General features: G+C 34.7%; 20 protein-coding genes. 8 read left to right on the top strand and 12 right to left on the bottom strand.

Translation table 11 applies throughout. The features are described from left to right. Positions 1–133: 133 nt before the first annotated feature. The 6 genes from ACFOWM_RS01935 to ACFOWM_RS01910 all read right to left on the bottom strand — a co-directional run bounded on the left by ACFOWM_RS01935 (position 134) and on the right by ACFOWM_RS01910 (position 6,357). Positions 134–547 carry a DUF1003 domain-containing protein gene (locus tag ACFOWM_RS01935; protein WP_379706321.1) on the bottom strand — a complete coding sequence of 138 codons (414 nt, stop codon included), beginning with the start codon at positions 545–547 and terminating at the stop codon, positions 134–136. A 122-nt stretch (positions 548–669) separates the two neighbouring features. After that, positions 670–1,746 carry a fatty acid desaturase family protein gene (locus ACFOWM_RS01930; RefSeq protein WP_379706318.1) on the bottom strand — a complete coding sequence of 359 codons (1,077 nt, stop codon included), beginning with the start codon at positions 1,744–1,746 and terminating at the stop codon, positions 670–672. A gap of 16 nt (positions 1,747–1,762) precedes the next feature. After that, on the bottom strand, positions 1,763–2,497 hold the full coding sequence (gene bshB1 / locus ACFOWM_RS01925) for a bacillithiol biosynthesis deacetylase BshB1 (RefSeq protein ID WP_379706315.1): 735 nt from the start codon (positions 2,495–2,497) through the stop codon (positions 1,763–1,765). Positions 2,498–2,600: 103 nt separating this feature from the next. Beyond that, positions 2,601–3,203, bottom strand: a complete 603-nt coding sequence (locus ACFOWM_RS01920; protein ID WP_379706313.1) for a DUF4294 domain-containing protein — start codon at positions 3,201–3,203, stop codon at positions 2,601–2,603. Between the two features lie 151 nt (positions 3,204–3,354). Continuing rightward, positions 3,355–5,919, bottom strand: coding sequence for a cytochrome c biogenesis protein CcsA (gene ccsA / locus ACFOWM_RS01915; protein WP_379706310.1), 2,565 nt, complete (start codon positions 5,917–5,919; stop codon positions 3,355–3,357). Positions 5,920–5,940: 21 nt separating this feature from the next. Beyond that, complete coding sequence (locus ACFOWM_RS01910) at positions 5,941–6,357, bottom strand: cytochrome c maturation protein CcmE domain-containing protein (protein WP_379706307.1); 417 nt, start codon at positions 6,355–6,357, stop codon at positions 5,941–5,943. 265 nt (positions 6,358–6,622) lie between these two features. Between ACFOWM_RS01910 and ACFOWM_RS01905 the strand changes: the two genes are divergently transcribed. Genes ACFOWM_RS01905 through ACFOWM_RS01890 form a run of 4 tightly spaced genes read left to right on the top strand, consistent with a single transcriptional unit; the run spans position 6,623 to position 9,791 of the window. Next, positions 6,623–7,684, top strand: coding sequence for an agmatinase family protein (locus tag ACFOWM_RS01905; protein WP_379706304.1), 1,062 nt, complete (start codon positions 6,623–6,625; stop codon positions 7,682–7,684). Then, positions 7,671–8,216 carry a hypothetical protein gene (locus ACFOWM_RS01900; RefSeq protein WP_379706301.1) on the top strand — a complete coding sequence of 182 codons (546 nt, stop codon included), beginning with the start codon at positions 7,671–7,673 and terminating at the stop codon, positions 8,214–8,216. Before ACFOWM_RS01905 ends, ACFOWM_RS01900 begins: the two co-directional genes overlap by 14 nt. A 43-nt stretch (positions 8,217–8,259) precedes the next feature. Beyond that, entirely contained in the window at positions 8,260–9,558 is a 1,299-nt protein-coding gene (locus ACFOWM_RS01895; RefSeq protein WP_379706298.1) for a radical SAM protein, read from the top strand. A 47-nt stretch (positions 9,559–9,605) separates the two neighbouring features. Continuing rightward, on the top strand, positions 9,606–9,791 hold the full coding sequence (locus ACFOWM_RS01890; protein WP_379706295.1) for a hypothetical protein: 186 nt from the start codon (positions 9,606–9,608) through the stop codon (positions 9,789–9,791). Between the two features lie 26 nt (positions 9,792–9,817). On the opposite strand, the gene ACFOWM_RS01885 is transcribed toward ACFOWM_RS01890, so the two are convergent. The 4 genes from ACFOWM_RS01885 to dnaG all read right to left on the bottom strand — a co-directional run bounded on the left by ACFOWM_RS01885 (position 9,818) and on the right by dnaG (position 17,127). Beyond that, complete coding sequence (locus ACFOWM_RS01885; protein WP_379706292.1) at positions 9,818–12,982, bottom strand: WD40/YVTN/BNR-like repeat-containing protein; 3,165 nt, start codon at positions 12,980–12,982, stop codon at positions 9,818–9,820. Positions 12,983–13,003: 21 nt separating this feature from the next. Continuing rightward, entirely contained in the window at positions 13,004–14,566 is a 1,563-nt protein-coding gene (locus ACFOWM_RS01880; protein WP_379706289.1) for an acyl-CoA mutase large subunit family protein, read from the bottom strand. A 33-nt stretch (positions 14,567–14,599) separates the two neighbouring features. Continuing rightward, positions 14,600–15,112 carry a DUF7935 family protein gene (locus tag ACFOWM_RS01875; RefSeq protein ID WP_379706285.1) on the bottom strand — a complete coding sequence of 171 codons (513 nt, stop codon included), beginning with the start codon at positions 15,110–15,112 and terminating at the stop codon, positions 14,600–14,602. Between the two features lie 62 nt (positions 15,113–15,174). Continuing rightward, positions 15,175–17,127: a DNA primase gene (gene dnaG / locus ACFOWM_RS01870; protein ID WP_379706282.1), complete on the bottom strand. Its 1,953-nt coding sequence runs from the start codon at positions 17,125–17,127 to the stop codon at positions 15,175–15,177. Positions 17,128–17,274: 147 nt separating this feature from the next. Between dnaG and ACFOWM_RS01865 the strand changes: the two genes are divergently transcribed. Further along, positions 17,275–18,555, top strand: coding sequence for a hypothetical protein (locus tag ACFOWM_RS01865; protein WP_379706280.1), 1,281 nt, complete (start codon positions 17,275–17,277; stop codon positions 18,553–18,555). Between the two features lie 909 nt (positions 18,556–19,464). Here the strand turns inward: ACFOWM_RS01865 and ACFOWM_RS01860 are convergent. Further along, positions 19,465–20,310 carry a DUF4412 domain-containing protein gene (locus ACFOWM_RS01860; protein WP_379706277.1) on the bottom strand — a complete coding sequence of 282 codons (846 nt, stop codon included), beginning with the start codon at positions 20,308–20,310 and terminating at the stop codon, positions 19,465–19,467. A 131-nt stretch (positions 20,311–20,441) separates the two neighbouring features. On the opposite strand from ACFOWM_RS01860, the gene ACFOWM_RS01855 reads away from it, so the two are divergent. Beyond that, on the top strand, positions 20,442–21,107 hold the full coding sequence (locus ACFOWM_RS01855) for a TatD family hydrolase (protein WP_379706275.1): 666 nt from the start codon (positions 20,442–20,444) through the stop codon (positions 21,105–21,107). Further along, positions 21,104–21,838 carry a tRNA threonylcarbamoyladenosine dehydratase gene (locus ACFOWM_RS01850; protein ID WP_379706272.1) on the top strand — a complete coding sequence of 245 codons (735 nt, stop codon included), beginning with the start codon at positions 21,104–21,106 and terminating at the stop codon, positions 21,836–21,838. The genes ACFOWM_RS01855 and ACFOWM_RS01850 overlap by 4 nt, the downstream gene beginning before the upstream one ends. A 6-nt stretch (positions 21,839–21,844) precedes the next feature. Here the strand turns inward: ACFOWM_RS01850 and ACFOWM_RS01845 are convergent, their stop codons facing one another. After that, positions 21,845–22,156, bottom strand: coding sequence for a hypothetical protein (locus ACFOWM_RS01845; protein WP_379706269.1), 312 nt, complete (start codon positions 22,154–22,156; stop codon positions 21,845–21,847). A 256-nt stretch (positions 22,157–22,412) separates the two neighbouring features. Between ACFOWM_RS01845 and smc the strand changes: the two genes are divergently transcribed. Beyond that, the gene (smc, locus tag ACFOWM_RS01840) at positions 22,413–25,928 is read left to right on the top strand and encodes a chromosome segregation protein SMC (protein WP_379706267.1); all 3,516 of its coding nucleotides are present in this window, start codon (positions 22,413–22,415) and stop codon (positions 25,926–25,928) included. The last annotated feature ends 46 nt before the right edge of the window (positions 25,929–25,974 follow it).

The raw sequence follows: 25,974 nt of genomic DNA, 5'->3' as shown, positions 1-25,974 counted from the left end.
TATTTATTTCCTCAAAACGCTATAAAAATGATGCTGCAGTATTGCTGTTATAGTGATTGTATTTGCTTTGTTTCATCACAATAAGAAAGGAGCCTAAGCATAGTTTTATAATCGCCATACCATCCTATAAAATTTAAGTCGTTTTCATTTGCTGTAGCAGCCCAATAATAATATCCAATTTATCTTTTTCAATTTTATTAAGTTGAATTTGTAACGCCTCAATTTCTTCTTTCGCTAAAAGATTGGTCTTATAATCGTTCTCTGCTTGCAACCGATCTCTTTGGCTTTGCCTATTTTGCGACATCATAATGATGGGTGCTGCATAGGCTGCTTGTGTAGAAAAAATGAGGTTTAATAGTATAAAAGGGTAGGGATCCCAATGTTGCACCAATGCCAATACGTTTAATGCCATCCAAATGATTACTACAATGGTTTGCCATATAATAAATTTCCAAGAGCCCATGCCATTGGCCACAGCATCAGCCAATTTATCGCCTAGTTTTAATGTTTTTTCGTGGGTGGTATGCCAATTAGTGATTGATTTCATCTTTATAAATTTTAGTAAACATACGGTATTAAATGCTGCTGTTCCGTTGTATATTGGTTAAAAGCAAACAGCCTTTCAACAAATGTGAAAGGCTGTTATTAAAAAATTAAAACAAATCAAATTTAAGCGGTACCCATTTTTTTTAAGTACATAGCATGTGATGCCAATGCATGGCGCATTTTACGATGCTCTATATATTTAATATTAAACTCTTCACACGTTTTTTTAATGATTTTACTAATTTCTGGATAGTGAATATGAGAAATCTTCGGGAACAGATGATGCTCAATTTGGAAATTTAAACCACCTACTAACCAAGATATTAATTTGTTTTTAGTAGCAAAATTTGCAGTGGTTTGTATTTGGTGAATAGCCCACTCGTTTTCAATATTATTGGTATTTTCAACCGGTACAGGAAAAGCTGTTTCTTCAACCGTATGAGCTAATTGAAATACCACACTTAATACAAAACCAGCAAACATGGCTAATACCATAAAGCCAATTAACCAATTTACGAAGCCTACCATATAAATAGGTAATACAATCATCATGGCATAGTAACCGATTTTAGCAGTCCAAAATGCAAAGTGATCAAAGGCACTAAATTTCTTTAAAGGTACTTGTCCTACTTTCTTTTTAAAATACTTGGTATAATCTGTTGCAAATACCCAAATAATTAATAATTGAGTGTACAAAAACCACACATAAATGTGTTGAAAGCGGTGAATTTTGTATTTCTTTTGGGTTTCACACATACGCAACATCGGCTTAATTTCAATATCATCATCAAAACCATCAATATTGGTATAAGTGTGGTGAATAATGTTGTGTTTGTTGTTCCACATTAATGCACTAGCGCCTAATCCGTTTACAGAAAAAGCGGCTATTTTATTCCAAAACGGACTTTCACTAAAACTACCATGTCCACCATCATGCATTACATTAAAACCAATGGCTGCTGTTAAACCACCCATTACCAAACACTCAGCAATGGCCCACCAAGCACCTGGTGTAAAAAATACCACATGTACATATAAGCCAATGTACAACGTCCAAAACAAAATTGCTTTAAAATACAATGAAAAATCACCAGTGCTTTTTTTATTGTTTTCAACAAAATAGTTATGCACTCTTCTCTTTAATTCCCTGTGAAAGTCAGTACCATTAAGGTTTTTGAATTTCGGTGTTACTGCTGCCATTATTACTATTTAATTATTACGTTGTTTGTTGTACCAATGCATCCATACTTTTTATACCTACCGTTTTTTTAGATATAAATGCTTCTGCATAGGGTACACCTATCATTTTGCCATACATTGCTGCTCTGGCTATAATGCCTTCTAAAAAAGCAGGCGATGAAATATATGTTTGCGGCCCATCTGTATGTGCTGGATCATAAAACTGTGTTTTATAAGCTCTTATTGAAGCTAATTTGGTATCAAAATCAGCTGAAATATCAACCACAAAATCAGCCTTTAACAAACGATCTTGTATATAATTGAACACATATTTTGGGCGCCAAGGTAATTGTGGTTTGCCATTTTCATCTAATGTTTCAATTTTTGCCAAGCCTGCATAAAAAGCAGCATCTTCAACTAATGCAGCACTACGACCATGATCAGGGTGCCTATCTTCAGGGGCATTGCAAAATACAATATCGGGTTGGTATTTTCTTAGAACGGCAATAACTTGTAATTGTGAGGCTTGGTTATTTTCAAAAAAACCATCTGCTAAACCAAGGTTTTCTCGTACATCAAGTTGTAATATTTGTTTTGCGTTGTAGGCTTCTTCATAACGTGTTTCAGTAGTACCTCTTGTGCCTAATTCACCTTTTGTTAAATCAATAACGCCTGTTTTTTTTCCTAATCTTTTTTCGAGAGCCAATACACCTGCGCAACCTAACTCAACATCATCGGGGTGTACACCAAAAGCCAACACATCTAACTTCATATTTACTTACAAATGTTGTTGCAAAGTACAAAAATTTGCTTGTATTAATTAAAAAAGCTGCTGTAAGTACTGTTAAAAAGCAAAATTTATTGCATCTAATAAACTACATCATTTTAGCATGTGGGGCTGAATTATGGCCATACATACGTTGTACCTCTTTTACAAATTTTTCAATGAGGGCATCATCTGTATCAGCATCATAGCTTTGCTTTAAATTACTATCAAAAAAGAAAGCCACTGTTTGATAAAACCTTGCAGTAACACCACCTTTATATTCTTTTATTATTTCATAGCAATTATTACCAGTTTCTCTATTAATGAGTTTCATTAATACTTTACCTTGGTACACTGATAAGTTTTTAAGTGGCTCTGTAAACTCTTTTTTAAGTTCTTTTTCTCTTGATTTGATGTATTTTTTTCTTTCATCTTTATCTGTAACCCCAGTAAGCTTGGCATTAATATCATTCATAACTGCACCGGCTCTTATAGCATACGGGTAAGTTACATATACTGCGTTACGCAGCCGATTATATTGTGCATTGGCCGCTATTTGTGCTTTGGAGAGTTTGCCGTAAGTAAATACAAAATCGAGGGTTTTGAGTGAAAGGGTATCACCTTCGTAAATAATAGCTTCAGTAACAATGGTATCATTACGGTTGGTTTGCTGTGCTTTGAGTGCAATATGGCATACAATAAAAACAAGCAAACAGCTACAGTATTTATAATATCGCTTTTGAAAGGGAACCATTAACCAAGTTATTGATGATGAAGTTCACACTTTAATATTACAAATGCAAATAAGGTAACCCTATTTTTTTATGTTTTGATCCGTAATTTTTGTTAAAACTGTAAGCATTTTAAGCGTTTGCTAATAAAAACATATAAAACACAAACGCCGTACTCAAAAACAAAATAATGCCACTTTGTAAACGGGTAAATTTACCTCTTTGTAACATACTCAAAACAATACCAGCCGCCATGATAATTAGGCCAATCCAAACTAAATTGATTAAAGGGAAAATGTAAGCTTTCACTGTAACATAATCAATAAGCTTATCAGATTCTTTAATGCCGATTCTAATTTTTTTATCTTCATCAACCCCCATAAAACGAACAAAAATATTTTGAGCGTAAACCGTATCATCTGCATTGGTTATACCCAAACTATCAATCATAATTAACGGTGCTGCAGCAAAATGTAAACTATCTTTTGATGTTATTTTAATATCTGCCATTAACGCTACTTGCTCAGCACTGTATTTGAATTTTGAGTTGGTTGGATTTTTTACTACGTTATTCAAAGTCATAAAACCATTGCTGTAAAATGCCGTATCGCCTACGTTTAGTTTTACTTCTTTAAACTGAGCAGTATCTACCTCGGCATTTTTGTTGATGGCATATGAAACGTAGGTAAACACATCTTTTAATAAATACGATTTAGTATCAGGGTTGCTGCTCATGTTATTATCTTTCATCACATACACATCAGGCTCTAATACAAAATTTTCTTTTGATGGGGTACCATCTTCATTTTTACGAACAAAATTGAGTTTATAAAAATTTCTGCCTTTTTCATGACCAGCAGAATCTTTTAAATACGTAACAGAATAATTGGCAAGTGTTGCTGGTACTTGACGTAGCAAGGTTAAATTTTCTCTTGGGTTATCTTGTTGCTTTGTCATAGGGTCTTTACCAGAAACGGGTAACGTAATACCATTGGAGTTGCTACTGCTAATTACTTTTTTGTTGGCAGATGAAATGAGTATACCCACAATCATTAATGCAAAACCAGCATGGGCAATAGGGCTACCAGCTTTCATGATATTGCCTTTTTGTACCGACCATATATAGCTTGCATTGGCTACCACCGAATAAATAACTGCAAACGCTGCAACATAAATTGCACCTAAAAAACCAGCGCCTTGTTTGTAATAAGTAAATGGATAAGCAAATACAATCACCGCCATAATAGCGATGGCAATGACTGTAGGTAGTGCTATCTTTTTAAACAAATAACTTTTTTCGGTCGATTTATATTTTAAATATTGCGTAATAGCCGTTAAAAAGCCAATGATGATAGCTACTAAAACAATGATTTTATTATATGAAAACTCAACATCTTCAGGCGGTGCAATATTTTTACCAAATACTTTATTGTAAACCGGTACCGATGTTTTGGCAATGATAAATATTGCTGTTAAAAAAAACACTAATGAACCAATATACATCCAAAACTCCCTTGAGTTGGTAGCTTCTTCTTTGTATATGGTGGGTATTTTTTTATAGTTTTTGATAAACAACCATAATGAAGGAATGGTAAACACCAACAAATAACTCAATATCAATCCATTCATTGCTTTAAATGAAAACAAATGACCGAAAATGGTAAACGTAATATCTTCACCTGTTTCAGTAAATGAATGTACAGAAGTATCACCCAACACACCTGTTCTGGTTAAAAAAGTAGAGTAGAGGATGAATACAAAAGTGAGTATCATGAACAGGTAACTTGCTCTTAACGAGTGCCCTGTTGCTTTGTAAATAACCATGGTGTGCATACCAGCCACCATCAATAACCAAGGTACTAATGAGGCATTTTCAACCGGATCCCAAGCCCAGTAACCACCAAAGTTGAGCGATTCGTAAGCCCATTTGCCACCCATCATAATACCTACTCCTAAAATACAAATACCCATTAATGTGTAGGGTAAGGCAGGTTTTACCCAATCAGCGTATCGTTTGGTTTGTATACCTGCATAAGCATATGCAAAAGGTATAATGGTTGAGGCAAATCCTAAGAACAAAATAGGAGGGTGAATTACCATCCAATAATTACGCAACAATACATTTAAACCTAAACCATCTTTTATGAAATTCATATAATCTGGTCGGTTAAAAATTGGTGCACTTATTTCGTTACGGGTTAAGCTAAACGGACTATTGCCAATTTTAATATTACCAAAGTAAACACCCAAAATCATGAGCATTAAAAAGAACTGGGCAAAGCTTACCACCGTCATTACTGGTGCTTCCCAATCATTAGCTTTTTTAATTAATAAAATGCCAATTACGCCATGCCATATCGTCCACAATAAAAAACTACCTTCTTGTCCTTCCCAAATACATGATAATAAATATTTATATTCTAACTCTAACGAAGCATGTTTATAGGCATACATATATTCAAACAAATGGTTGGAGCATATGTACAATAACACTGTAAAAATTACAAATGAACCAGCAACTTGAACATAAAAAGATGTTCGGGCTAATTTAAGCCAATTGTTTTTTTGGAGTGCATCGGTAATGTTAGATGCCTTAAAAAAAGAAATAGTGGCAATAAGGGCTGCCACTAAAGAAAGTATTACAAAAAATTGTCCTATTTGTCCTGGTAATAAATGTTCGCCTACAAATTTCATCATCGCCTTTTTAATATCTCAAAATTAGTTCTTACTCGTTTGGTTGGTTACTTCTTTTTGAAGTTGCTTTTCATCATCTTTATATTTACTAGGGCATTTCAATAAAATATCACTGCATTCAAAATGATCAGCCTGCATTTTACCCTTCATTACCAAACGTTCACTTTTTTCTAAATCAGCAGGTTTGCTGTTATGAAAAATAACTTTTGTTTTACCACCCAAACTATCAACCGCATAAAAGCTTAAATAATTGGGGTTTTTGATAGCATCGTATTCAATAGGTTGCGCCTTATCAAGCTTGGCAATAATATGCACAAATTTACCCGGTTTGTTTTGGGCAGAGGTGATACTATCGTAAGTTGAAAAATCAGCTGAGTATGATAATAATCCTACAATTAATGCTGCTATACCTACTAATAAAATGATATGTGTTTTTTTCATGTAAAGCTATTTTGTGGATGTTCAATAAAACGGTGTAACATTTTGTAATACTACCAAACAAACATCTTAAAAAAAGATGTTGCAAAGTTAACTCAATTGCACATGTACTTGACAATGTGTTTGAATCAATTTTATATTTTTAATATGCGATAAGAGAAATTTTTAAGCATTTTAACAGTTGGCAGCATCAGTAAAAGTTAAATGACGCCTGCATTTTTTAAATTCATCTTTCGCTCCCTATCTTTGCCAAAATTTGAACAGCATCATGTCAACTTTGTCGCAGTTTGACCCTAACTCAGTAGGGAACCCCAACAATAATATTTTTGGTTTACCTTTTTCAGAAGAAGAGTCTCGTTTGGTAATTATTCCCGTGCCTTGGGAAGTAACCGTTAGTTACAATGCAGGTACTGCAAGGGTGGCCGATCATTTATTTAAAGCCAGTTTACAGGTTGATTTGTTTGACCCTGAGTATACAGATGTATGGCAACAGGGTTTTTTTATGCGACCACTTGATAGAAAGGTGCTAACCAAAAGTGATTTTTTACGCAAAGAAGCAGAGCTATACATTAATTATATATCACAAGGCGATGAAGTAGCAGCTAACAAGTTTATGTGCAAAACCCTGAGAGATATTAATGAGGGTAGTTTGTTTTTAAATAACTGGGTATATGAACAAGCCCGTGATATTTTAGCAGCTGATAAATTGGTGGCTGTTTTAGGTGGCGACCATAGCACACCACTAGGCTTATTTAAAGCCATTGGTGAAAAGTACAGCGACTTTGCCATTTTACAAATTGATGCACATATGGATTTACGTAAAGCTTATGAAGGCTTTAATTATTCGCATGCATCCATTATGTACAATGCCTTGGAAGAAATACCTCAAATTAAAAAATTGGTACAAGTAGGCATAAGAGATTATTGCGATGAAGAGTTGGCTTACATGGAATCATCTAACCAAAGGGTAATAACCTTTTTTGATAAAGACATTAAAGAGCGTTTGTACGAAGGTGAACTTTGGAAAAATATAGTTGATGAAATTGTAGCAGTATTGCCTGATAATATTTTTATCAGTTTTGATATTGATGGGCTGAACCCGAAATTATGCCCACACACAGGTACGCCAGTACATGGCGGTTTTGAAGTTCAAGAAATTTTTTATCTCTTCAAAAAAATGCATGCGGCAGGTAAAAATATCATTGGTTTCGATTTGAATGAAGTTGGTGTAAGCCAAAATGAGTGGGATGAAAACGTAGGCGCTAGAGTGCTGTACAAATTATGTAATTTATTAACGGCCAGTCAAACAAAAGTGAGTGACGCAGTATAGCATTGAAATACCAAACGACCGAACCAAAAGTTATAAATTGGTGTTGTTCATTATGCTCACCTTAAATTTTTTAGGGTTCGGCTATGTATTTTTAAGAGCGGCTACCACCACCACATCAACATTTGCCATAGCAGGCTTGGCCTTAAATGCCGTGCCTTGGTTGTATTACTTACTCAATAAAAAGCATTTACATAATATCGCTATTGCCTTTGCATTGCTTGTAAGCGCTGTTTTATGGGTTTATTGGAGTAATATTTTTATGGGTGGTATGTTAGCAATTTTTGCATTGATGGGCTTTTTTGCTAATAGAAAAACAGCCATACAATTTACAAAAGAGGGTATCATTTATCCATCTTTTCCAACAAAAAAATATGCATGGAATGAGGTGGAAAGTGTATTGTTGAAAGATGATATACTGACCATCGATTTAAAAAATAACCAGTTTCTACAATTTCATATTGATGCCGCTATTGCTGCACCTATAAATACAGCTAGTTTTAATGATTGGTGTATTGTACAAATGAAACCTTAACGCTAACTACACACCACAGTAACAATAACCTTAATTTTGCAGCATGAGTTTAACAACATCTCCTTTTTTAATGTATTCTGATGGTAAAGGTGGTATTTATGAAGATGAAACCCTTTATGTAGTAGGCCGTAGTGGTTGGGATGCATTGCCAATACCTACCGATGAATGGATTTTGTTGCCAGAAGGTGGTCAATTGTATGAATTACCGGGCCGACGTGGTATTGGTATTGATGTACAAACAGGTGAAATGCGTATTTGTGAAAAAGGTTGGGCAGTAGCAGCTTTTATACCGCCTGCACATACGGGCTTGTACATTGCTGCTTATGAAACCATGCCTGATGCGCCAACGTTGCCACTATTTTGCTATACCGCAGCAGGTTGGCAAAATGAGCAATTGTATGTACCAGCTGTTAGAATTGAACAAGATATAAGACAAGAGAATAAAGGTTATAACGATTATGCCATTGAAGATGGTACCCAACATCTTTTAAAAGCATACCCCCACAACCGATTGGTGAAACATTTAATGGATAATTGTTGCATGACATATACTTGTCCGGCAGCAAGAAACCTAGCGTTGGGCAGATGGGAATGCCCTGTACCAGTATCGCCAGCTTGCAATGCCAATTGCATCGGTTGCATTAGTTTTCAGCCAGAAGAAGAAACGATTATTAGCACACAAGATCGTTTAACGTTTAAGCCCACCGCTGCTGAAATTGTTGAGTTTACAGTGCCGCATTTAGAAACAGCTCCGTATCCTATTATTAGTTACGGACAAGGTTGCGAAGGGGAGCCCTTGTTAATGTGGGAAACCATAAGAGAATCAATTATTGAAATTCGTAAACATACACCCAAAGGCAGCATCAATATCAATACCAATGGTAGTAAGCCTGATGCGGTGAAAGCCTTGTGTGAAGCAGGTTTAACCAGCATACGTGTGAGTACAAACTCAGCTCGAGAAAGTATTTACACTGCTTATTATCGACCTAATAATTATACTTTTGCAGATATTGTGGAGAGCTTAAAAGTGGCTAAAAGTTACGGTGCATGGACGAGTATTAATTACTTTGTTTTCCCCGGTATGACGGATAGCATTGAAGAATATGAAGCACTACGACAACTGATCATTGATACAGATTTGAATATGATTCAATGGCGTAATTTTAATATTGACCCCGATTGGTATTTAGGTAAAATTAATGTTACTGATACCGGTGAATGTATGGGAATGAAACAAATGCTTGAACTGATACATGAAGAATTTCCGAATGTGAAGTTTGGCTATTTTAACCCTTCAATGGAGCGTATTAAAGGTAATTACGATGTAGATTTTGCACACTAGTAATTACTGTATTAAGTTTGATTTTGTTAGATTGAAAAAATGAGGATATGGCAAAGCGAAATTCAACCAACGACATTAAAAGTTTAGATGATTTAAACAGGCTCAACGAAATAGTTGTTGACAAACGAAATGCAAAAAGAGCCGACGCTAAAAAGAACAGGCGTAACCGCCACTATCAAAAACAATTTATAAAAAACGCATTAAAAAAAGGCTTACTCAATGATGATGAGTAAGCCTTTTTTTAGTTGAGCCGTATTAATTACAACTCCTTAAACTCTTTAAACAAGTTTACTTTATTGTTTTCTACCAACTGTTGGTATTGTTTCCAATTACTGTTGAAAAAGGTATTTATCTTTTTAACGGCTTCGTTAATCTTGTTTGTTGCTTTATTTACCAACGCAATTTCTTGCTCACCCGGTGCAACTGTTTTTTCATTGATGTTACCTAAGGCTTCGTTATAGGCCGTTAATACAGTTTCTTGTGGTAACTGCCCGTAACCTTGGCGTTCAATTTTTTTGCCGCTTACAAAGTCTTTGATATCTTTAATTTGTTCACTTATTTTTTTACTTTGTTTACGTATGCTATCAGCAATAGGCGTTTCAATATCTTTTAATTGTGCTTCTACTTTTTTTACAATAGCATCGGCATCATTTAATTGATCAATACCTGTAGTTAAAGTAGCACCTGTCGTTCGTAACGTATTTGCCAAAGCTCTTTGAGCTTTTACAATAGCCGTATTATCAGGCTTACGAGGATCAGCCTTTACAGTAACATAATTTGAATCAACCATTTTATTAAAAGTGTACACCACTTTATAAGTACCTGGTAACACATCATCACCGCTTGGTTCCGGTGCATTTGGTTTAGGTTTTTCTGAACCAATGGCTCTAAAACCTTTTTCGTTCATGCTCCAGTATTTTTTATTGAAACCAGAATCCACCGCAAATTCTAATGAACGAATTGGTTGGTTATTGGCATCATATATTTTTACCAAAAGGGTATCTAACTTAGGTTCTTTTTTAGCTTTATTAGCAGTATCAGTTTTTGCTTGCGGCATGGCATAAAAGTTCAATGCTGCCCCTGTTCTTTTATTGGTAGCATCCCAAACACCCCAAGTACTCCACTCATAGCCTGGCGCATTTTTAAACGTTAGTTGATAAGCTTCAGTATTACCAAACAACATAAAAGGTTTGTTGATTTGCCCTTTTTGTGCAGCTAATTTTCTTAATGGTTTAATATCATCAAGTATATAAATAGCCCTACCAAAAGTAGCAATACATAAATCAGCTTCTCTTTCCTGTATGACTAAATCATAAGTACTTACACTTGGGTAACCATTTTTAAATTGTTGAAACGTATTAGCATTATCGAAGCTGATCCATAGACCTTGCTCTGTGCCTACAAAAATTAAGTTAGGCTCAACAGGGTCTTGTAATACTGTTAATGCGTAGCCTTTTACATTTTTATTTTGCAAGATGTTGGTCCAGGTGGCACCATAATCAGTAGTTCTAAATACCATAGTAGCCATGTTACCTCTACGATAATCGTTGGCTACAACCATAGCCTCTGCTGCATTGTAGCGGCTTGCCCTTACTTGAGGCAACCAAGCACCTTTAGGTAAACCTATTATTTTAGGTGAACAATTGGTGAATGTTTTTCCACCATCTTTACTTAATTGTACATTACCATCATCAGTAGTAACCCAAATTACATTTTGATTGATTTTACTTGGTTCAATAGCTATAATGGTACAATGATTTTCTGCACCAGTAATATCAATGCTAATTCCACCATTTTTTGATTGGTCAATTTTTGCACTATCATTGGTAGTTAAATCGCCGCTGAGTGTTACCCAACTGGCGCCTTTATTGGTGCTTTTATGTAAAAATTGGCTACCAAAGTAAATCGTTTTTTTATCGAAAGGATCTTGAGCAATGGCTGCATTCCAGTTAAAACGTAACCTATCTTTATTTACCGTATTAACTACACTTGGTGGTTTAATATCCCACGATTCGCCAGTTACAATATTGTAGCGACCAACATTGCCACCTTGGCTCATTGCATATACCCAATTATTATCCTCTGGGTCGGGCATAACATCGAAACCATCGCCACCCCAAAGACTTTCCCAATAGTAGTTTTTTAAACCGCCTTTCGTCCAAGTGTATGCAGGCCCACGCCAGCTGCCATTGTCTTGCATACCACCCATTACGTTGTATGGCGTAGCATCATCTACATTAATATGATAAAATTGACCAACGGGTAATTTCTCATCGAACAACCAATTTTTTCCTTTATCTCTGGTAATACCAATACCACCATCATTACCATCAATAATAAATGAAGGGTCGAGTGGGTTTATCCAAAAAGCATGATGATCTGGGTGAATACCGTTGTATGGGATAACTGTTTTAAAAGTTTTACCACCATCTTCACTCATGCTCACAATTTGATTAATTAGCCAAAGCCTGTTTTCATTTTGAGGATCACAAATTACATCTTGAAAATAAAAACTTCTGTTGGCAGTGTAAGCAGGGTCGTCATTTACTTTTACCCAATTAACGCCACCATCGTCGCTACGATATAAAGCACTTTTAGTACTTTCTATAAGGGCGTATACTCTGTTAGGCATATCATGACAAAGTGTAATACCAATACGACCGTAATTGCCTGTTGGTAAACCATTTTCGCCGTTTAATTTTTTCCAAGTTTTACAAGCATCGTATGTAACATACAAGCCGCTGCCTTTACCGCCGCTGCTAAAACTCCATGGGGTACGATTGTGTTGCCACATCGCTGCAAATATTTTATTCGGATTTTTACTATCCATGATCATATCTGCAACACCGCTACTATCGTTGGTATACAAAACTTTAGTCCATGTTTCGCCACCATCGGTCGTTTTAAACACACCTCTTTCACTATGTGCCGCAAAGGGATTGCCGATGGCACCTGCGTACACAATATTTGGGTTTGTTGGGTCGATGATAACTCGATGGATGTTACGAGTTTTTTCTAAACCCATACATTTCCATGTTTTACCAGCATCCATACTTTTGTAAATGCCTTCGCCAATATTGACAGAGTTACGAGGGTTACCTTCGCCTGTACCTACCCATACAATACTTGGGTTTGTTTGGCAAACGGCTAATGAACCAATATTTTGTATAGGCTGCTCATCAAAAACGGGTGCCCAATCGTTACCGGCGTTTTCAGTTTTCCAAACACCACCACTGGCTGCACCAACGTAAATTGTATTGGTATTTTGGTGTAAAGCATCAATGGTAGTTATACGTCCGCTCATGCCACTAGGCCCTATGGCACGGGGTTTCATGTTTTTAAATTGCTTACTCAAATCAACCACCTGTGCATTTGCTTGCAAAGCAGCAGCCCACAACATCCAACTAAAAAAAAGTTTCTTCATTTGATTGGTAAATTTTAATTTTTATGCGTTGTATTCTCCAAAAACGTTACGCAATGTATCAGCTATTTCGCCTAGTGTACAATAATTTTCAACAGCAGTCACCACAATGGGCAATAGGTTTTCAGTACCTTTTGCGGCAGTTTCTAACTGCTGTAAACATGCATTTACCTTTTCATTATCTCTTCTGCTGCGTAATGCTGCTAATTTATCTGTTTGTAATTTTTGTATACTTTCATCAATTTTAAAAACAGGTGTTTTGTTTACTTCTTCACTTTGAAACTTGTTTACACCCACACTTATTTTTGTACCATTTTCAATATCTTTTTGGTATTGGTAAGCACTAGCTGCAATTTGCTCTTGCATAAAACCTTCTTCAATAGCTGCCACACTACCACCCATTGCATCAATTTTTTCAATAAGTTCCCAAGCTGCTTTTTCAACCTCGTTGGTGAGTGATTCTACAAAATAACTTCCTGCTAATGGGTCAACGGTATTGGGTACACCACTTTCAAAAGCTACTATTTGTTGGGTACGTAGGGCAATTTTAGCTGCTTCTTCTGTTGGCAAACTAAGGGCTTCATCATACCCGTTGGTATGTAAACTTTGTGTGCCGCCCATTACTGCAGCAAGTGTTTGTATTGTAACCCTACAAATATTATTTAATGGTTGTTGTGCTGTTAATGTACTGCCGCCAGTTTGCGTATGAAAACGAAGCATCATTGCTTTTTCGTCAGTAGCGCCTAAGTCTCTCATAATTTTGGCCCACATTCTACGAGCTGCTCTAAACTTAGCCACTTCTTCAAACAAATCGTTGTGTGCATTAAAAAAGAAGGAGAGGCGTTTACCGAAAACATTGATATCTAAACCTTTTTCCAAAGCAGCTTTCACATATGCCTTACCGTTGCTAAGGGTAAAAGCTATTTCTTGTACGGCAGTACTACCTGCTTCACGAATATGATAGCCAGAAATAGAGATGGTATTCCATTTTGGAACATCTGTGCTACACCATTCAAAAATATCAGTAATGATACGCATAGATGCTTTAGGCGGATAAATATAAGTACCTCTTGCTGCGTATTCTTTTAAAATATCATTTTGTATGGTGCCAGAAATTTTCTTTAAATCGGCTCCTTGTTTTTTGGCTAATGCCACATATAAGGCTAATAAAATAAAACCTGATGCATTAATCGTCATTGAGGTAGAAACGTTTTCTAAATTAATGCCTTCAAACAAACGTTCCATATCTTCAATACTGTCAATAGCTACACCTACTTTTCCTACTTCACCATCTGCCAAAGGGTGGTCGCTATCATAACCAATTTGTGTTGGTAAATCAAACGCAACACTTAAACCACTTACGCCTTGGTTAAGTAAATAATGGTATCTTTTATTACTCTCTTCTGCTGTTGAAAAACCTGCGTATTGACGCATGGTCCACAGTTTACCACGGTACATGCTACTTTGTACACCTCTTGTAAACGGAAATTCGCCTGGTAATGAATGATCGGTTATGTTGGTATTATCTTTTGTATATAGTTCGTTGATTGTTAAACCTGCATCGGTTATAATGTTACGGTCGCTCATTGTTTGGTTTTTGTAATACTTTAATGGTAGGTATTATGATAAGGCATCAAGTTTTTGCTTCGCTTCTATTTGAATAGCTTCTTGTACAATTACATTCAACTCTTGTTGTTGTGTAATGGTATATTCTAAAATACGTTTGCTCAAATCAAGCGAATTGGCTTGAGGTGGCAACATAGCAGCTAATTGATTGATGATGTAAATATTTTGATCTTTCAATTTTGTAACAGCTGCCCATACTTCTTTACTTACATATACTTGCTGGCTCACATTATATTCATACTCGGCTTTAATATTTTGTATAAGTACACCGTGCATTACTGCGGCGCTTTCTCCATACGTTTCTGCATTGCTAATTAAGTTTTTTAAACCTACTCTTTCAGCAAACATGGCCAAACGTTCGTAGGCTAAAAATTGTAATTTTTTTGCTTCGGTATTGGTGTTTTTAATATATAATTTGAGGTAGTATACTTCTCTAATTAAATAAACCAAACCTGTTAAAATAATGACTGTTAAAATAAGTGTGCCGTTTTGTAATATGCTATCCATGAATAATTGTTTGTATAAAATTAATTAATGCCATTTATTGATGATAAAGATATGGTAAGCAGTTATTTAAAAATTACTGTGCCCAAAGTTTGTGTAATCAATTGTTCTTCTTGCTTGAGGGCAATATGTGTTTTTAAATATAAAAATTGATCAGCTTCGTTGGTAGCTAATTCAAGTTCACGTTGGTTTTCATCAATTAGTTTTTTAATTTTTCGCAGTTTAAAATAGGCTAGGGTAGATGTTACTTCTTCCCTAAACAAATCTTCCCTTGTAAAAATTTTACCTTCATAATGCTTAGCCCAATTGGCACTTATTTCAGTATTGCTTTCCATTACACTGATTACTAAAAGACTAATATTATTATCTTGATGGTATAAAAAATCTTTTTCAGTAGGTGATTCACCTGCAACATATTTTTGTCGGTATAAATGAATAATATTGACCAACTGTTGGTTTTCCATTAAGTGTTCCAACTCGTTATCATCCATTTCTTTAAAAATATGCTCCGCTACTGTTTGTTGCTCATCCCAAGGTTTTAAGCCAAACTCTATCAAACTTCTAACGATTGCTTTTTCTTGTAAATCATCTTTATTAAAGAGGCTTTCGGCCTGCTGTAACTGTTCAAGTGCAGCCGCATCATCATCCAAAGAAGTCGTTGGAGGTTGTTGTTCAAAAGCATTGGTTTTATTATCATCTTTTTGAACTTTTTCTCTAATAAATTTATTTACCAAATCGTTCAAGCCAGCCTCTTCAATTTTTAATAAAGCAGCAACTTGTTTTACATAATCTTGTCGTTTAGTAAAATGCTCGGTTTTGGTAATTTTCGAAATAGTTTCAGCCATTCTATTTACAATGGCTGCTTTTTTAACTGAATCGTTACCGGCTTCAACTAAAGATTGGCCGAGTTGAAAAATTACAAAGTCTTTTTTATTATTGGCAATAAATTCATTGAATGCAGCAGCACCTATTTTGTTTACGTAACTATCGGGGTCTTCATTATCAGGTATTAATACCAAACGAACATTGAGGCCTTCTTCTAATGCCAAATCTAGCCCCCGCATGGCGGCTTTTACGCCAGCCCCATCGCCATCATAAATGATTGTAAGGTTATTGGTATATTTTTTTATGAGCCTCAGTTGATCTGGCGTAAGCGATGTACCGCCACTAGCCACAACATTTTCAATACCGGCTTGGTGTAAACTTACCACATCGGTATAACCTTCTACCAGCAAACATTCATCGGCTTTATCAATTGCCATACGGGCAAAATATGAGCCGTATAGTAATTTTGATTTTACATAGATTTCGTTTTCGGGGGTGTTGATGTATTTAGGCGCTTTGTCATTTTTTTTGATAAGCCTTGCGCCAAAGCCCAACACTTTACCACTTTGGTTGTGTATAGGGAAAATGATACGACCACGATAATTATCTCTTAAACGTTCCTCTCTCAACACAACCAAACCACTTTTTTGCAGTAACTCTTGGTTGTATTGTGCTGATGTGGCAGCTTTTGCAAAGGCATCGCCAGCTTCGGGATTATAACCTAGTTGAAATTTTTTAATTATGTCTTCTCTAAAACCACGTTCCTTTAAATAACTGAGTGCAATGTCAGTTCCTTCATCTGTTTCAAAAAGCGCTGTAGTAAAAAACTTTTGAGCAAAATTGTTTATGACATACAAACTTTCAGAAGTTTGCTGTTGTAGTTTTACTTCAGGCGAAGCAATGGTTTCTTCAATTTCAATACCGTATTTATTTGCTAACCAACGCAGTGCCTCAACATAGCTGTACTTTTCTAAATCCATTAAAAAACTAATGGTATTACCGCTTTTACCACAACCAAAGCATTTGTAAATTTCTTTAGCACCAGATACTGTAAATGAGGGACTTTTTTCGTTGTGAAACGGACAAAGACCCAGATAATTAGCACCTCGGCGTTTTAATTTTACAAACGACCCAACGATTTCAACAATATCGATGCGGTTTTGTATTTGCTGTATGGTTTCTTTACTTATCAAACTATTATAAAAAGAGTGTAAAAATAATGTTTAACATCTTTAACACCATATAAAATATGGATAGGCATTATTTATGCATAACAACAAAAAATTGCATCATTTGCATATAAACTAATAACTTTAACGTTCTAAAAAACAAAAGATAATATGATGAAAAAAGTTTTTATTGTTGGCTTTTCACTTTTTACTTCAGCAGTTGCGTTTTCGCAGTCTTTAGATAAAATTGGTGAAATGATGGATAAACAAAAGTTTGCCGAGGCCAAAACAGAGATTGATAAATTTTTATCTGCCCCTAAAAATGAAAAAGATGCATTAGGTTATTACTATAAAGGAAGAATTTACAATTCATTATCTCGTACTGCTGGAACTGCACCAATGGATGCATTCAATTTAAAAAATATTTCGTACGATGCTTTTAGAAAAAACCAAGCATTAGATAAACTAGATTTTAGTTTAAAGTCAGAGTTTTATTTATCTTACTTTGATTTATACCTTGGTTTTTATGATATCGGTGCCCAATTTTTTAATAATAAAGATTTTGCAAACTCTTACAGTGCTTTTCAAAAGTCACAAGATGTTGAAAACTACATTTTAAGTAAGGGATATACAAACGAGCAAGTTAAACTTTCAAAATTTGATACAGCTTTGGTAAAGAATATTGCCGCAGCAGCCTTAAATGCAGGCGATACCGCCAATGCAATTGCAAACTATAGAAAAATTGTTGATGCTAACATTACAGATAAAGAGAATGAAAATGTATACGAGTTTTTAGCCCAGTTTTATAACAGCAAAAAAGATTATAATACATTAGACGCATTTATGGTTAAAGCAAAAGCAGCTTATCCTACCAATTCGCTTTGGAATGATATTGAATTAGACAGAATTCAACAATCTGGCGATAGCAAAGCGATATTAGCAAAGTATGAAGAAAACTATGTAAAAGATCCTAATAATTTCGTTAATGACTACAACTATGCTGTTGTGGTGTATAATTTATTATTCACTAATGAAATTAAATCTGTTGATATTGAATTGGTAAATAAATTAGAGCAGGTGTTAAAATCTGCAATTGCAGCTGAACCAGCGGGTGATGTATCTGCAAAAGTATTGTTAGATGATAGCTATTACAACCTAACCGTTTTTTATAGCTCACAAGCAAGTTCAATAAAAGAAACTAAAACAACAAAGCCAGAAGAACTAAAAAAGAAAAAAGATTTTACAGCTTTAATGAATACTTATTTTGAAAAAACAGTTTCATTAGGTGAAGAAATTAATAAATATTATACAGATAAAGCCGCAACCATAAAAACCAAAGAAAAATTGACACAATTAAAAGTAGTTGGTTACTTAGTAGAATTGTACGATTATAAAGGAAATACGAAAAAGAGAGATGAGTTTGAAGCAGTAAGGAAAAGTTTGAAGTTTTAATAGCAATTAACATAAAAAAAGGGCTGTCTCATAAGTATGAGGCAGCCCCTTTTTTATATTTTGGTTGATAGGTATACCAACCGATAAAAAAGGTTATTTTTCTAAATGAATTTGTAAACCAATACCAACTTGTAAGCTATTATTACTAAGTTCTTTTGAATATTTTGCTGTAGAATAACCTAATGTGAACTCCATACCTACACTCGAATTAAAATATAAAACTGGGCCTAATAAAAATGAAAACCCATTTATATTTGTTTTAGCGTTTTCAGGTGATTTTGTGGTTATGTTTCGGTAGCTTATTTCACTTAAAATATTTATTCTCTTATCTTTTTCAAGAAAATAATATCTAGCAAAGGGGCCAATTAAAAAATTTTCAAAAGTTGATTTTGTGTTTCCAAAATTGCTTCTTGTGAGTGAGTAACCAGGTCTGATGCCAAAGGCAAATTTGTCGGCAAAAAAATAACCAATATTTGGAAAAATATTTAGTTCAGTTAGCGTATAATTACTTGTTAAGTATTTTTAAATTTGGTAGAACTGAAACTTGCGTTTCCTCCAATTAAAAAGTTTCCTTTTGTTAGCTGGCAGTTCCCTTTAATAGTAATTAACAAACATATAATTGCTAATAGAAAAGTATTTTTCATTTTATTTATTTTTTAAAAAAAGTTAGCGTTAATAATTAAAATTGATTGTTGTGGGGGGGACTATTTATGTGTATTAACATAGGTAGTTTTAAGTTACGGATCAAAAAATATAAAATACATCTAGATACTCGATAGAGATAAAACAATTGTTGCAATTGCTGCATTGTTGAAAAAAAATTTTAAGCGTTTTGTACTAGTTACACATAATATAAAAAATAAAGGGAGCCGTATAGCTCCCTTTATTTTTATCATACATTTTTCTAAATTAGTTTCTACCACCACCAAATCTAAATTGTTGACCACCGGCTCCGCCAGACATTTCTTTCATAGTTTTAAACTCTACATCTTTAGGTAATTCAAATTCTTTATCAGCTAATTCTTTTTCAATATCAATTTTAGTAACCTTAACTTCCATAACACGACCACGAGGCATATTACGTTGGTATTGCATTACAAAGCCATCAATTTTGTCAAAACTATTCGCACTTTGATTACCAAAATTACCAAACCCACTAGTACCACCTGTTGATGATACATTAGGGAACTTTAATTCAGGTGTATACCAAACCACCAAGGTATCTTTTGAAATAAAACGATCGGTAATAATCAATGCTTTTTTACAATTGTAACCAGCAATTTTTTTGGTTTCATCTACATAGGTAATGGTTGAAGATACATCTACAGTTCGTACTCTTTTGGTAGCGTTGGTATCAGCATTTTCTCTTGCTTTCATCATACTATCCATACGCTTACGCATATCTGCCTGGTCTTCATCACTAGCAATTATACCTTGTTTGTTACCCATAATTTCAAAAACGGTATGGGTTACTTTTTTGGCATTATCTCTGTAAACAACACCCCTAAACGATTCTGATTTAAACACTGTTTTTACCAAATCGTTTTTTACATAAGTAGTCGATTTTGTTTCACCATCTCCAAAATTTCTGAAATTAAATCCACCACCACCTTGGTTTTGTATTTGCGATACATCTTCATCTTCTGGCGCAATAACATTGGTTGATGTTGTAATGGTTGCCTGGCTCACTAATTTTGGTTGTGCATACAATGCAGTGCTCACCATTAACACACTCGAAAACAATAAAATTTTCATTATTCAAATAGTTTAGATTTCAAAAATACACGTAGTTTTTCGTAGTTGAAATAAATTACTGTATTTAAACCAAAATTAACAGGTTGAATGGTTTAAAAACCGGATAAAATAAAAGCATTATTTTAGCAGTAATGGCAAACAATCAGTTTTTTGATGTTCATACACATTCGAAAGAAAGTACTTTAAAAAAAGCTGCTGTGTATAATTTTTACAAAGATTTTCATCTCGTAAAAAATTACCCATATTGCTCGGTAGGTTTACATCCTTGGTATATTGATACTAATTGGGAAACTACTTGGAACATTATTGAAAGCGCAGCAAATCAATTAAATGTAATTGCTATCGGCGAAACTGGTTTAGATAAAATTGTGACTACCCCACTTCAACAACAACTTAAAGTATTTGCTTTACATGTGCAGTTAGCCAATCAATTACAAAAGCCACTCATTATTCATTGTGTGAGGGCATTTAATGAAGTGGTACAGCAACTCACTATTTTACAAAATAAAGTGCCCGTTATTTTTCATGGCTTTAATAAGTCAGTGGCACTAGCTCAAAATTTAGTGCAACAAGGTTTTTACATTTCTTTTGGAAAAGCCATCACAAAATATGCAGTGGGTGAATTATCAATATTACCACTTTCAAATATTTTTGTTGAGACTGATGATGCTGCTATCAGCATTGAAAAAATGTATGATTTAGCTGCGTACCGTTTTAATATTGATTTAAATGTATTTAGTTTGCACATTCAACAAAATGCAACGACCGTTTTCGGTAAAAATATTGATTGGTTATGATGACAGATTTTTCGTGGCTTGGTAGAACATCTTTGTTAATAGGTAAAGATGCTGTACAACGTTTAGCTAATAGTCATGTAATGGTAGTAGGGTTAGGCGGTGTAGGTTCCTTCGCTGCTGAATTTGTAGCAAGGAGTGGTGTTGGCACAATGACCATCATTGATGGTGATGTTGTTGACCCAACCAACAGAAATAGACAATTGCCTGCTTTAGCTACCAACCATGGCGAACCCAAAGCTCAAATAATGGCAGAACGTTTAAAAGCCATAAACCCCGAAATTACCTTGCATGTAGTACAATCATTTGTAACACCAACTTTGGTAGATGATATATTAAAAAATCCGCCTCATTTTATTATTGATGCCATTGATAGTATTACACCAAAACTTACTTTTTTGTCAACAGCTTTTCATAAAGGTATCCCTATTGTAAGTAGCATGGGGGCAGGTGCCAAGCTTGACCCCACCCAACTGGAAGTAACCGATATTTCAAAAACTAATGAGTGTGTTTTTGCTCAACAAATACGTAAAACGCTCAAACGTAATCATCAAATATACAAAGGCATCACCTGTGTTTTTTCGCCTGAAAAACCCCGTAAAGAAAGTTTGATGTTAACGGATGGCAGCAATTACAAAAAATCTGCTTACGGAACTATTTCATACATGCCTGCTGTTTTTGGTGCTGTAACTGCCAGCGTTGCCATCAGAAAATTAATTGGTGAACCTATTTAAGCTCCTTTACCTAAATTGTTGTAATTGTTCGTAATAATTAATTTTTATCCAATTTTTCAAATGCACATATTGGTAAATTTCGTTGGGAGCAGTTTCTACAATAATACGTTCGAGTAAGTGAGCACCTTTTAAATCAAAATTTTTCCATCGATAGGTTAATGCCATTGAATTTATAAAATGACAAACCTGTTGTGCATTATCTTTATTAATGCTCATTTCATCATCAGCAAAAATAACTCTTGGAAATTGATACACAGGAGAAAAAGCATAATCGTACCCAAGCAAACACAAATCATTTACATCAACTAAAAAAGCCATTAAACTTAATTAAAAATTTATAATCAATCTTTTATTATTTACATACTACAATTTTACACAATAGTAAAAATACTGTATTTGTAAGTAAATATACTTTCTGTAACATCACCATCAAAAAATTAAAATAAAAAGAAATACACATTTTATTTAATGCAAATTCACTTGTATTGAACCACTATTAATTTTTTATAAAATGCTGTTTTAAAGTTTAATCAAATTCGTGTATGTTTGCCGTCTTACTTAAAAACTATACACTGTGCGTTTAAAGAGTTTAGAAATTAAAGGATTTAAAAGTTTTGCTGATAAAACAGTACTCAATTTCGACGAAGGTATTACAGGTGTAATTGGCCCAAACGGTTGTGGTAAAAGCAATATTATTGATAGTATTCGTTGGGTTATTGGCGAACATAAAATAAGCAACCTCCGTAGTGAAAATTTAGAAAGTCTGGTTTTTAACGGTAGCAAAACCCGTAATGCTAGTGGGTTGGCAGAGGTAAGTTTAACTTTTGAAAATACTAAAAACCTTTTACCAACTGAATTTAATACAGTAACGGTTACCCGTAAATATTATAAAAGTGGAGAAAGTGAATATAGGTTAAATGATGTGGCTTGTAGGTTGAAAGATATTCATAACTTATTTATGGATACAGGGGTAAGTACCGATAGCTATGCCATTATTGAACTGGGCATGGTTGATGATATTATTAAAGACAAAGAAAACAGTCGCCGTAAAATGTTAGAACAAGCGGCTGGTATTACTATTTATAAAACTCGAAAAAAAGAAGCAAAGCTAAAATTAGATGCTACTGAACAAGATTTAGCTCGTATTGAAGATTTACTTTTTGAAATAAATAACCAACTAAAAACCCTCGAAAATCAGGCTAAAAAAGCAGAGAAGTATTTCGAAATAAAAAAAGAGTATAAAGAAGTATCCATTGAATTAGCCAAAGCAGCTTTAGAAGGTTTTAATATTACCTACAAAGAATTAAATGAGCAACAACAACAAGAGGTTGACAAACGTATTGAATTAGAAGCTGCTATTGCAGGTGAAGATGCTGCATTGGAACAAGAAAAACTTTCGTTCGTAGAAAAAGAAAAAGCGTTGCAATTAATGCAACAGCAATACAACGAAATGCTCGATAAGGTGCGTAGTAAAGAAAATGAAAAAAACCTCAGCAGTCAAAAAGTTCAATACCTTAAAGAAACCAAAGTTAGTTTAGATGAGTTTTTGAAAAAAGCAACCGGGCAACTTGCTGGCTTGGAGGAAAGTATTGTATTTACTGGCAACCAAATATTAGAAGAAGAAATTAAAGTTGAAGAGCTAGAAGAGAAAGTAGCTGATTTAAAAGATGCAGTTGAAGAAAAGCGAAGAATTTTTGATGAAAAACGCAGTGCTATTGATACACTCCGTAAAGAAAATCAAGCCATACAACTCAACCGTTTTGATGCAGAAAAAAAAGTGGCCATTGCTGATACGAGTATTCAAAATTTGCAACGTACCATTATCCAATTAACAGAGGAGCAAAAAGTAAGAGCAACACAATTACAAACTTTAGAGGTTGAACAGAAAGAAAAGTCTGCTGAACTCGATGCCAAAAAAATAGATTTACAACAGTTACAAGAGCACCAAGACCGTACCAAGGAGCAAATTTTGCAAACGCAAAATATGATGGAAGGTATGCGTAACAACCTTGCTGAAGAAAGTAGAAAATTAGATGCCCGTACCAACGAGTACGATTTGCTGAAAAGCTTGGTCGACTCCATGGAAGGCTACCCAGAAAGTGTAAAGTTTTTGCACAATAACAACGGCTGGAACAAAGAAGCACCTTTGCTTTCAGATATTATTTATGTAAAAGAACCTTACCGTGCCGCAGTTGAAAATGTGCTTGATCCCTATTTAAACTATTACGTTGTTAATAATTTAGAAGAAGGTTTGCAAGCGATTCGTTTGCTCGATCAAAATAAAAAAGGGAAAGCCAACTTTTTTATGTTAGATAAGTTTGCTGATATTACTGCCACAGCAACACCTAGTAATACCATACCAGCTTTAGATGTAGTAGAGTTTGATGCAGCATACAGTAACCTAGCTCAGCATTTATTAGGTAACGTTTTTATTGCTGAAAATGATGATGCATTACAAAGCGACAGCAGTGCCATCATCCTCGAAAAAACGGGCAAATATGTAAGAGGCAAATACGCCATTACTGGTGGTAGTGTGGGTATGTTTGAAGGTAAAAAAATTGGAAGAGCCAAAAATTTAGAAAAACTTCAAGTAGAAATTACAGCACAACAAAAAGTTGTAAGCGATTTAAAAGAAGCGATTCAGCAACGCCATAACGAAGTTATAAGCTACAATGAACAGCTAAAAGAAGGTGCAATAAAGCAAACCCAACAAGATATTAATAACCTTACCAACCAAGTTTTTGCTTTACAAAACAAAATTGAAAATATAACCCAACAGCAAACAGCTGCCATTACTCGTATCGCTGATTTTGAAACGCAATTAACGCAAAATCATGATGCTATTGCCGATACTCGTAACGAATTAGATAAGTTTAATACACAACTTGATGAACTAGCAGATACGTTACAAACTGTTGAAGCGGCTTATGCAAATGCTGAGCAAGAATATAATTTTGCTGGTGCTGCTTACAATGAAAGCAACTTAAATTTTACCAAGCAGCAAAGTAAGGTAACCTCTTTAAAAACAGAATTAGCCTTTAAAAATAACCAGCTAACTGATTTACAAGTGCAGGTTGAAAATAGTAAAGTTCAATTAAAAGATGCTGATGAAGCCATAGCAACGACTGCTCAAACTTTGCAAGAAGTAGAGGCGTTGTTGGTAACGATGTTGCAAAATAAAGAACAGGAGGAGCGTACCTTAAATGAGGCAGATCAGGCTTATTATAACCTTCGTAATGCATTATCTGAGAAAGAAACAGCGTTACGCCAAAAGCAAAAATCAAAAGAAATTATTGATACGTTGCTCAATGAAATTAAAGATAAATTGACTGATCTCAAATTGCAATTAAGCGGTATGAAAGAACGCTTGAGTGTAGAGTTTAGGGTTGATTTAGATGAAATTATTGATGAGCCTCGTACGGGTACAGATGCGGTTGATGATTTAAAAGAACGCAACGACCGTATGAAAAAGCGTTTGGAGAATATGGGTGAAGTAAACCCTACTGCTATTGAAGCTTATACCGAAATGAAAAAGAGGTATGAGTTTATTTTAGAGCAAAAAAACGACTTGGTTACTGCAAAAGATAGTTTGTTACAAACCATTCAAGAAGTGGAAGCAACGGCTAATCAACAGTTTTTAGATACGTTTAACAAAACCAGAGAAAACTTCCAAAAAGTTTTTAAAGCATTGTTTACAGATGAAGATACGGCCGATATGGTATTGGTTGATCCTGAAAACTTAGCTGAAACAGGTATTGATATTGTGGCGAAACCAAAAGGTAAACGTCCATCAAGCATTGGCCAATTAAGTGGAGGTGAAAAAACATTAACTGCAACGGCTTTATTGTTTGCCATTTATCTCATAAAACCAGCACCATTCTGTATTTTAGATGAGGTGGATGCTCCTTTAGATGATGCCAACGTTGGTAAGTTCACCAACATGATTAAGCAATTCAGCGAAAACTCACAGTTTATTATTGTAACCCACAACAAACAAACTATGAGTGCTGTTGATGTAATTTATGGCGTTACCATGCAAGAGGCAGGCGTAAGTAAATTAGTGCCAGTAGATTTTAGGAGTTTGAATTAATAGGGCTTTTCCGCCGAAGGAGGATAGGAGCATGAGCTGATGAAAC

Origin of the sequence: Ferruginibacter yonginensis (assembly GCF_042651465.1) — a bacterium.
Lineage (GTDB): Bacteria > Bacteroidota > Bacteroidia > Chitinophagales > Chitinophagaceae > Ferruginibacter > Ferruginibacter yonginensis.
This window is presented reverse-complemented; position numbering and strand designations above follow the sequence as displayed.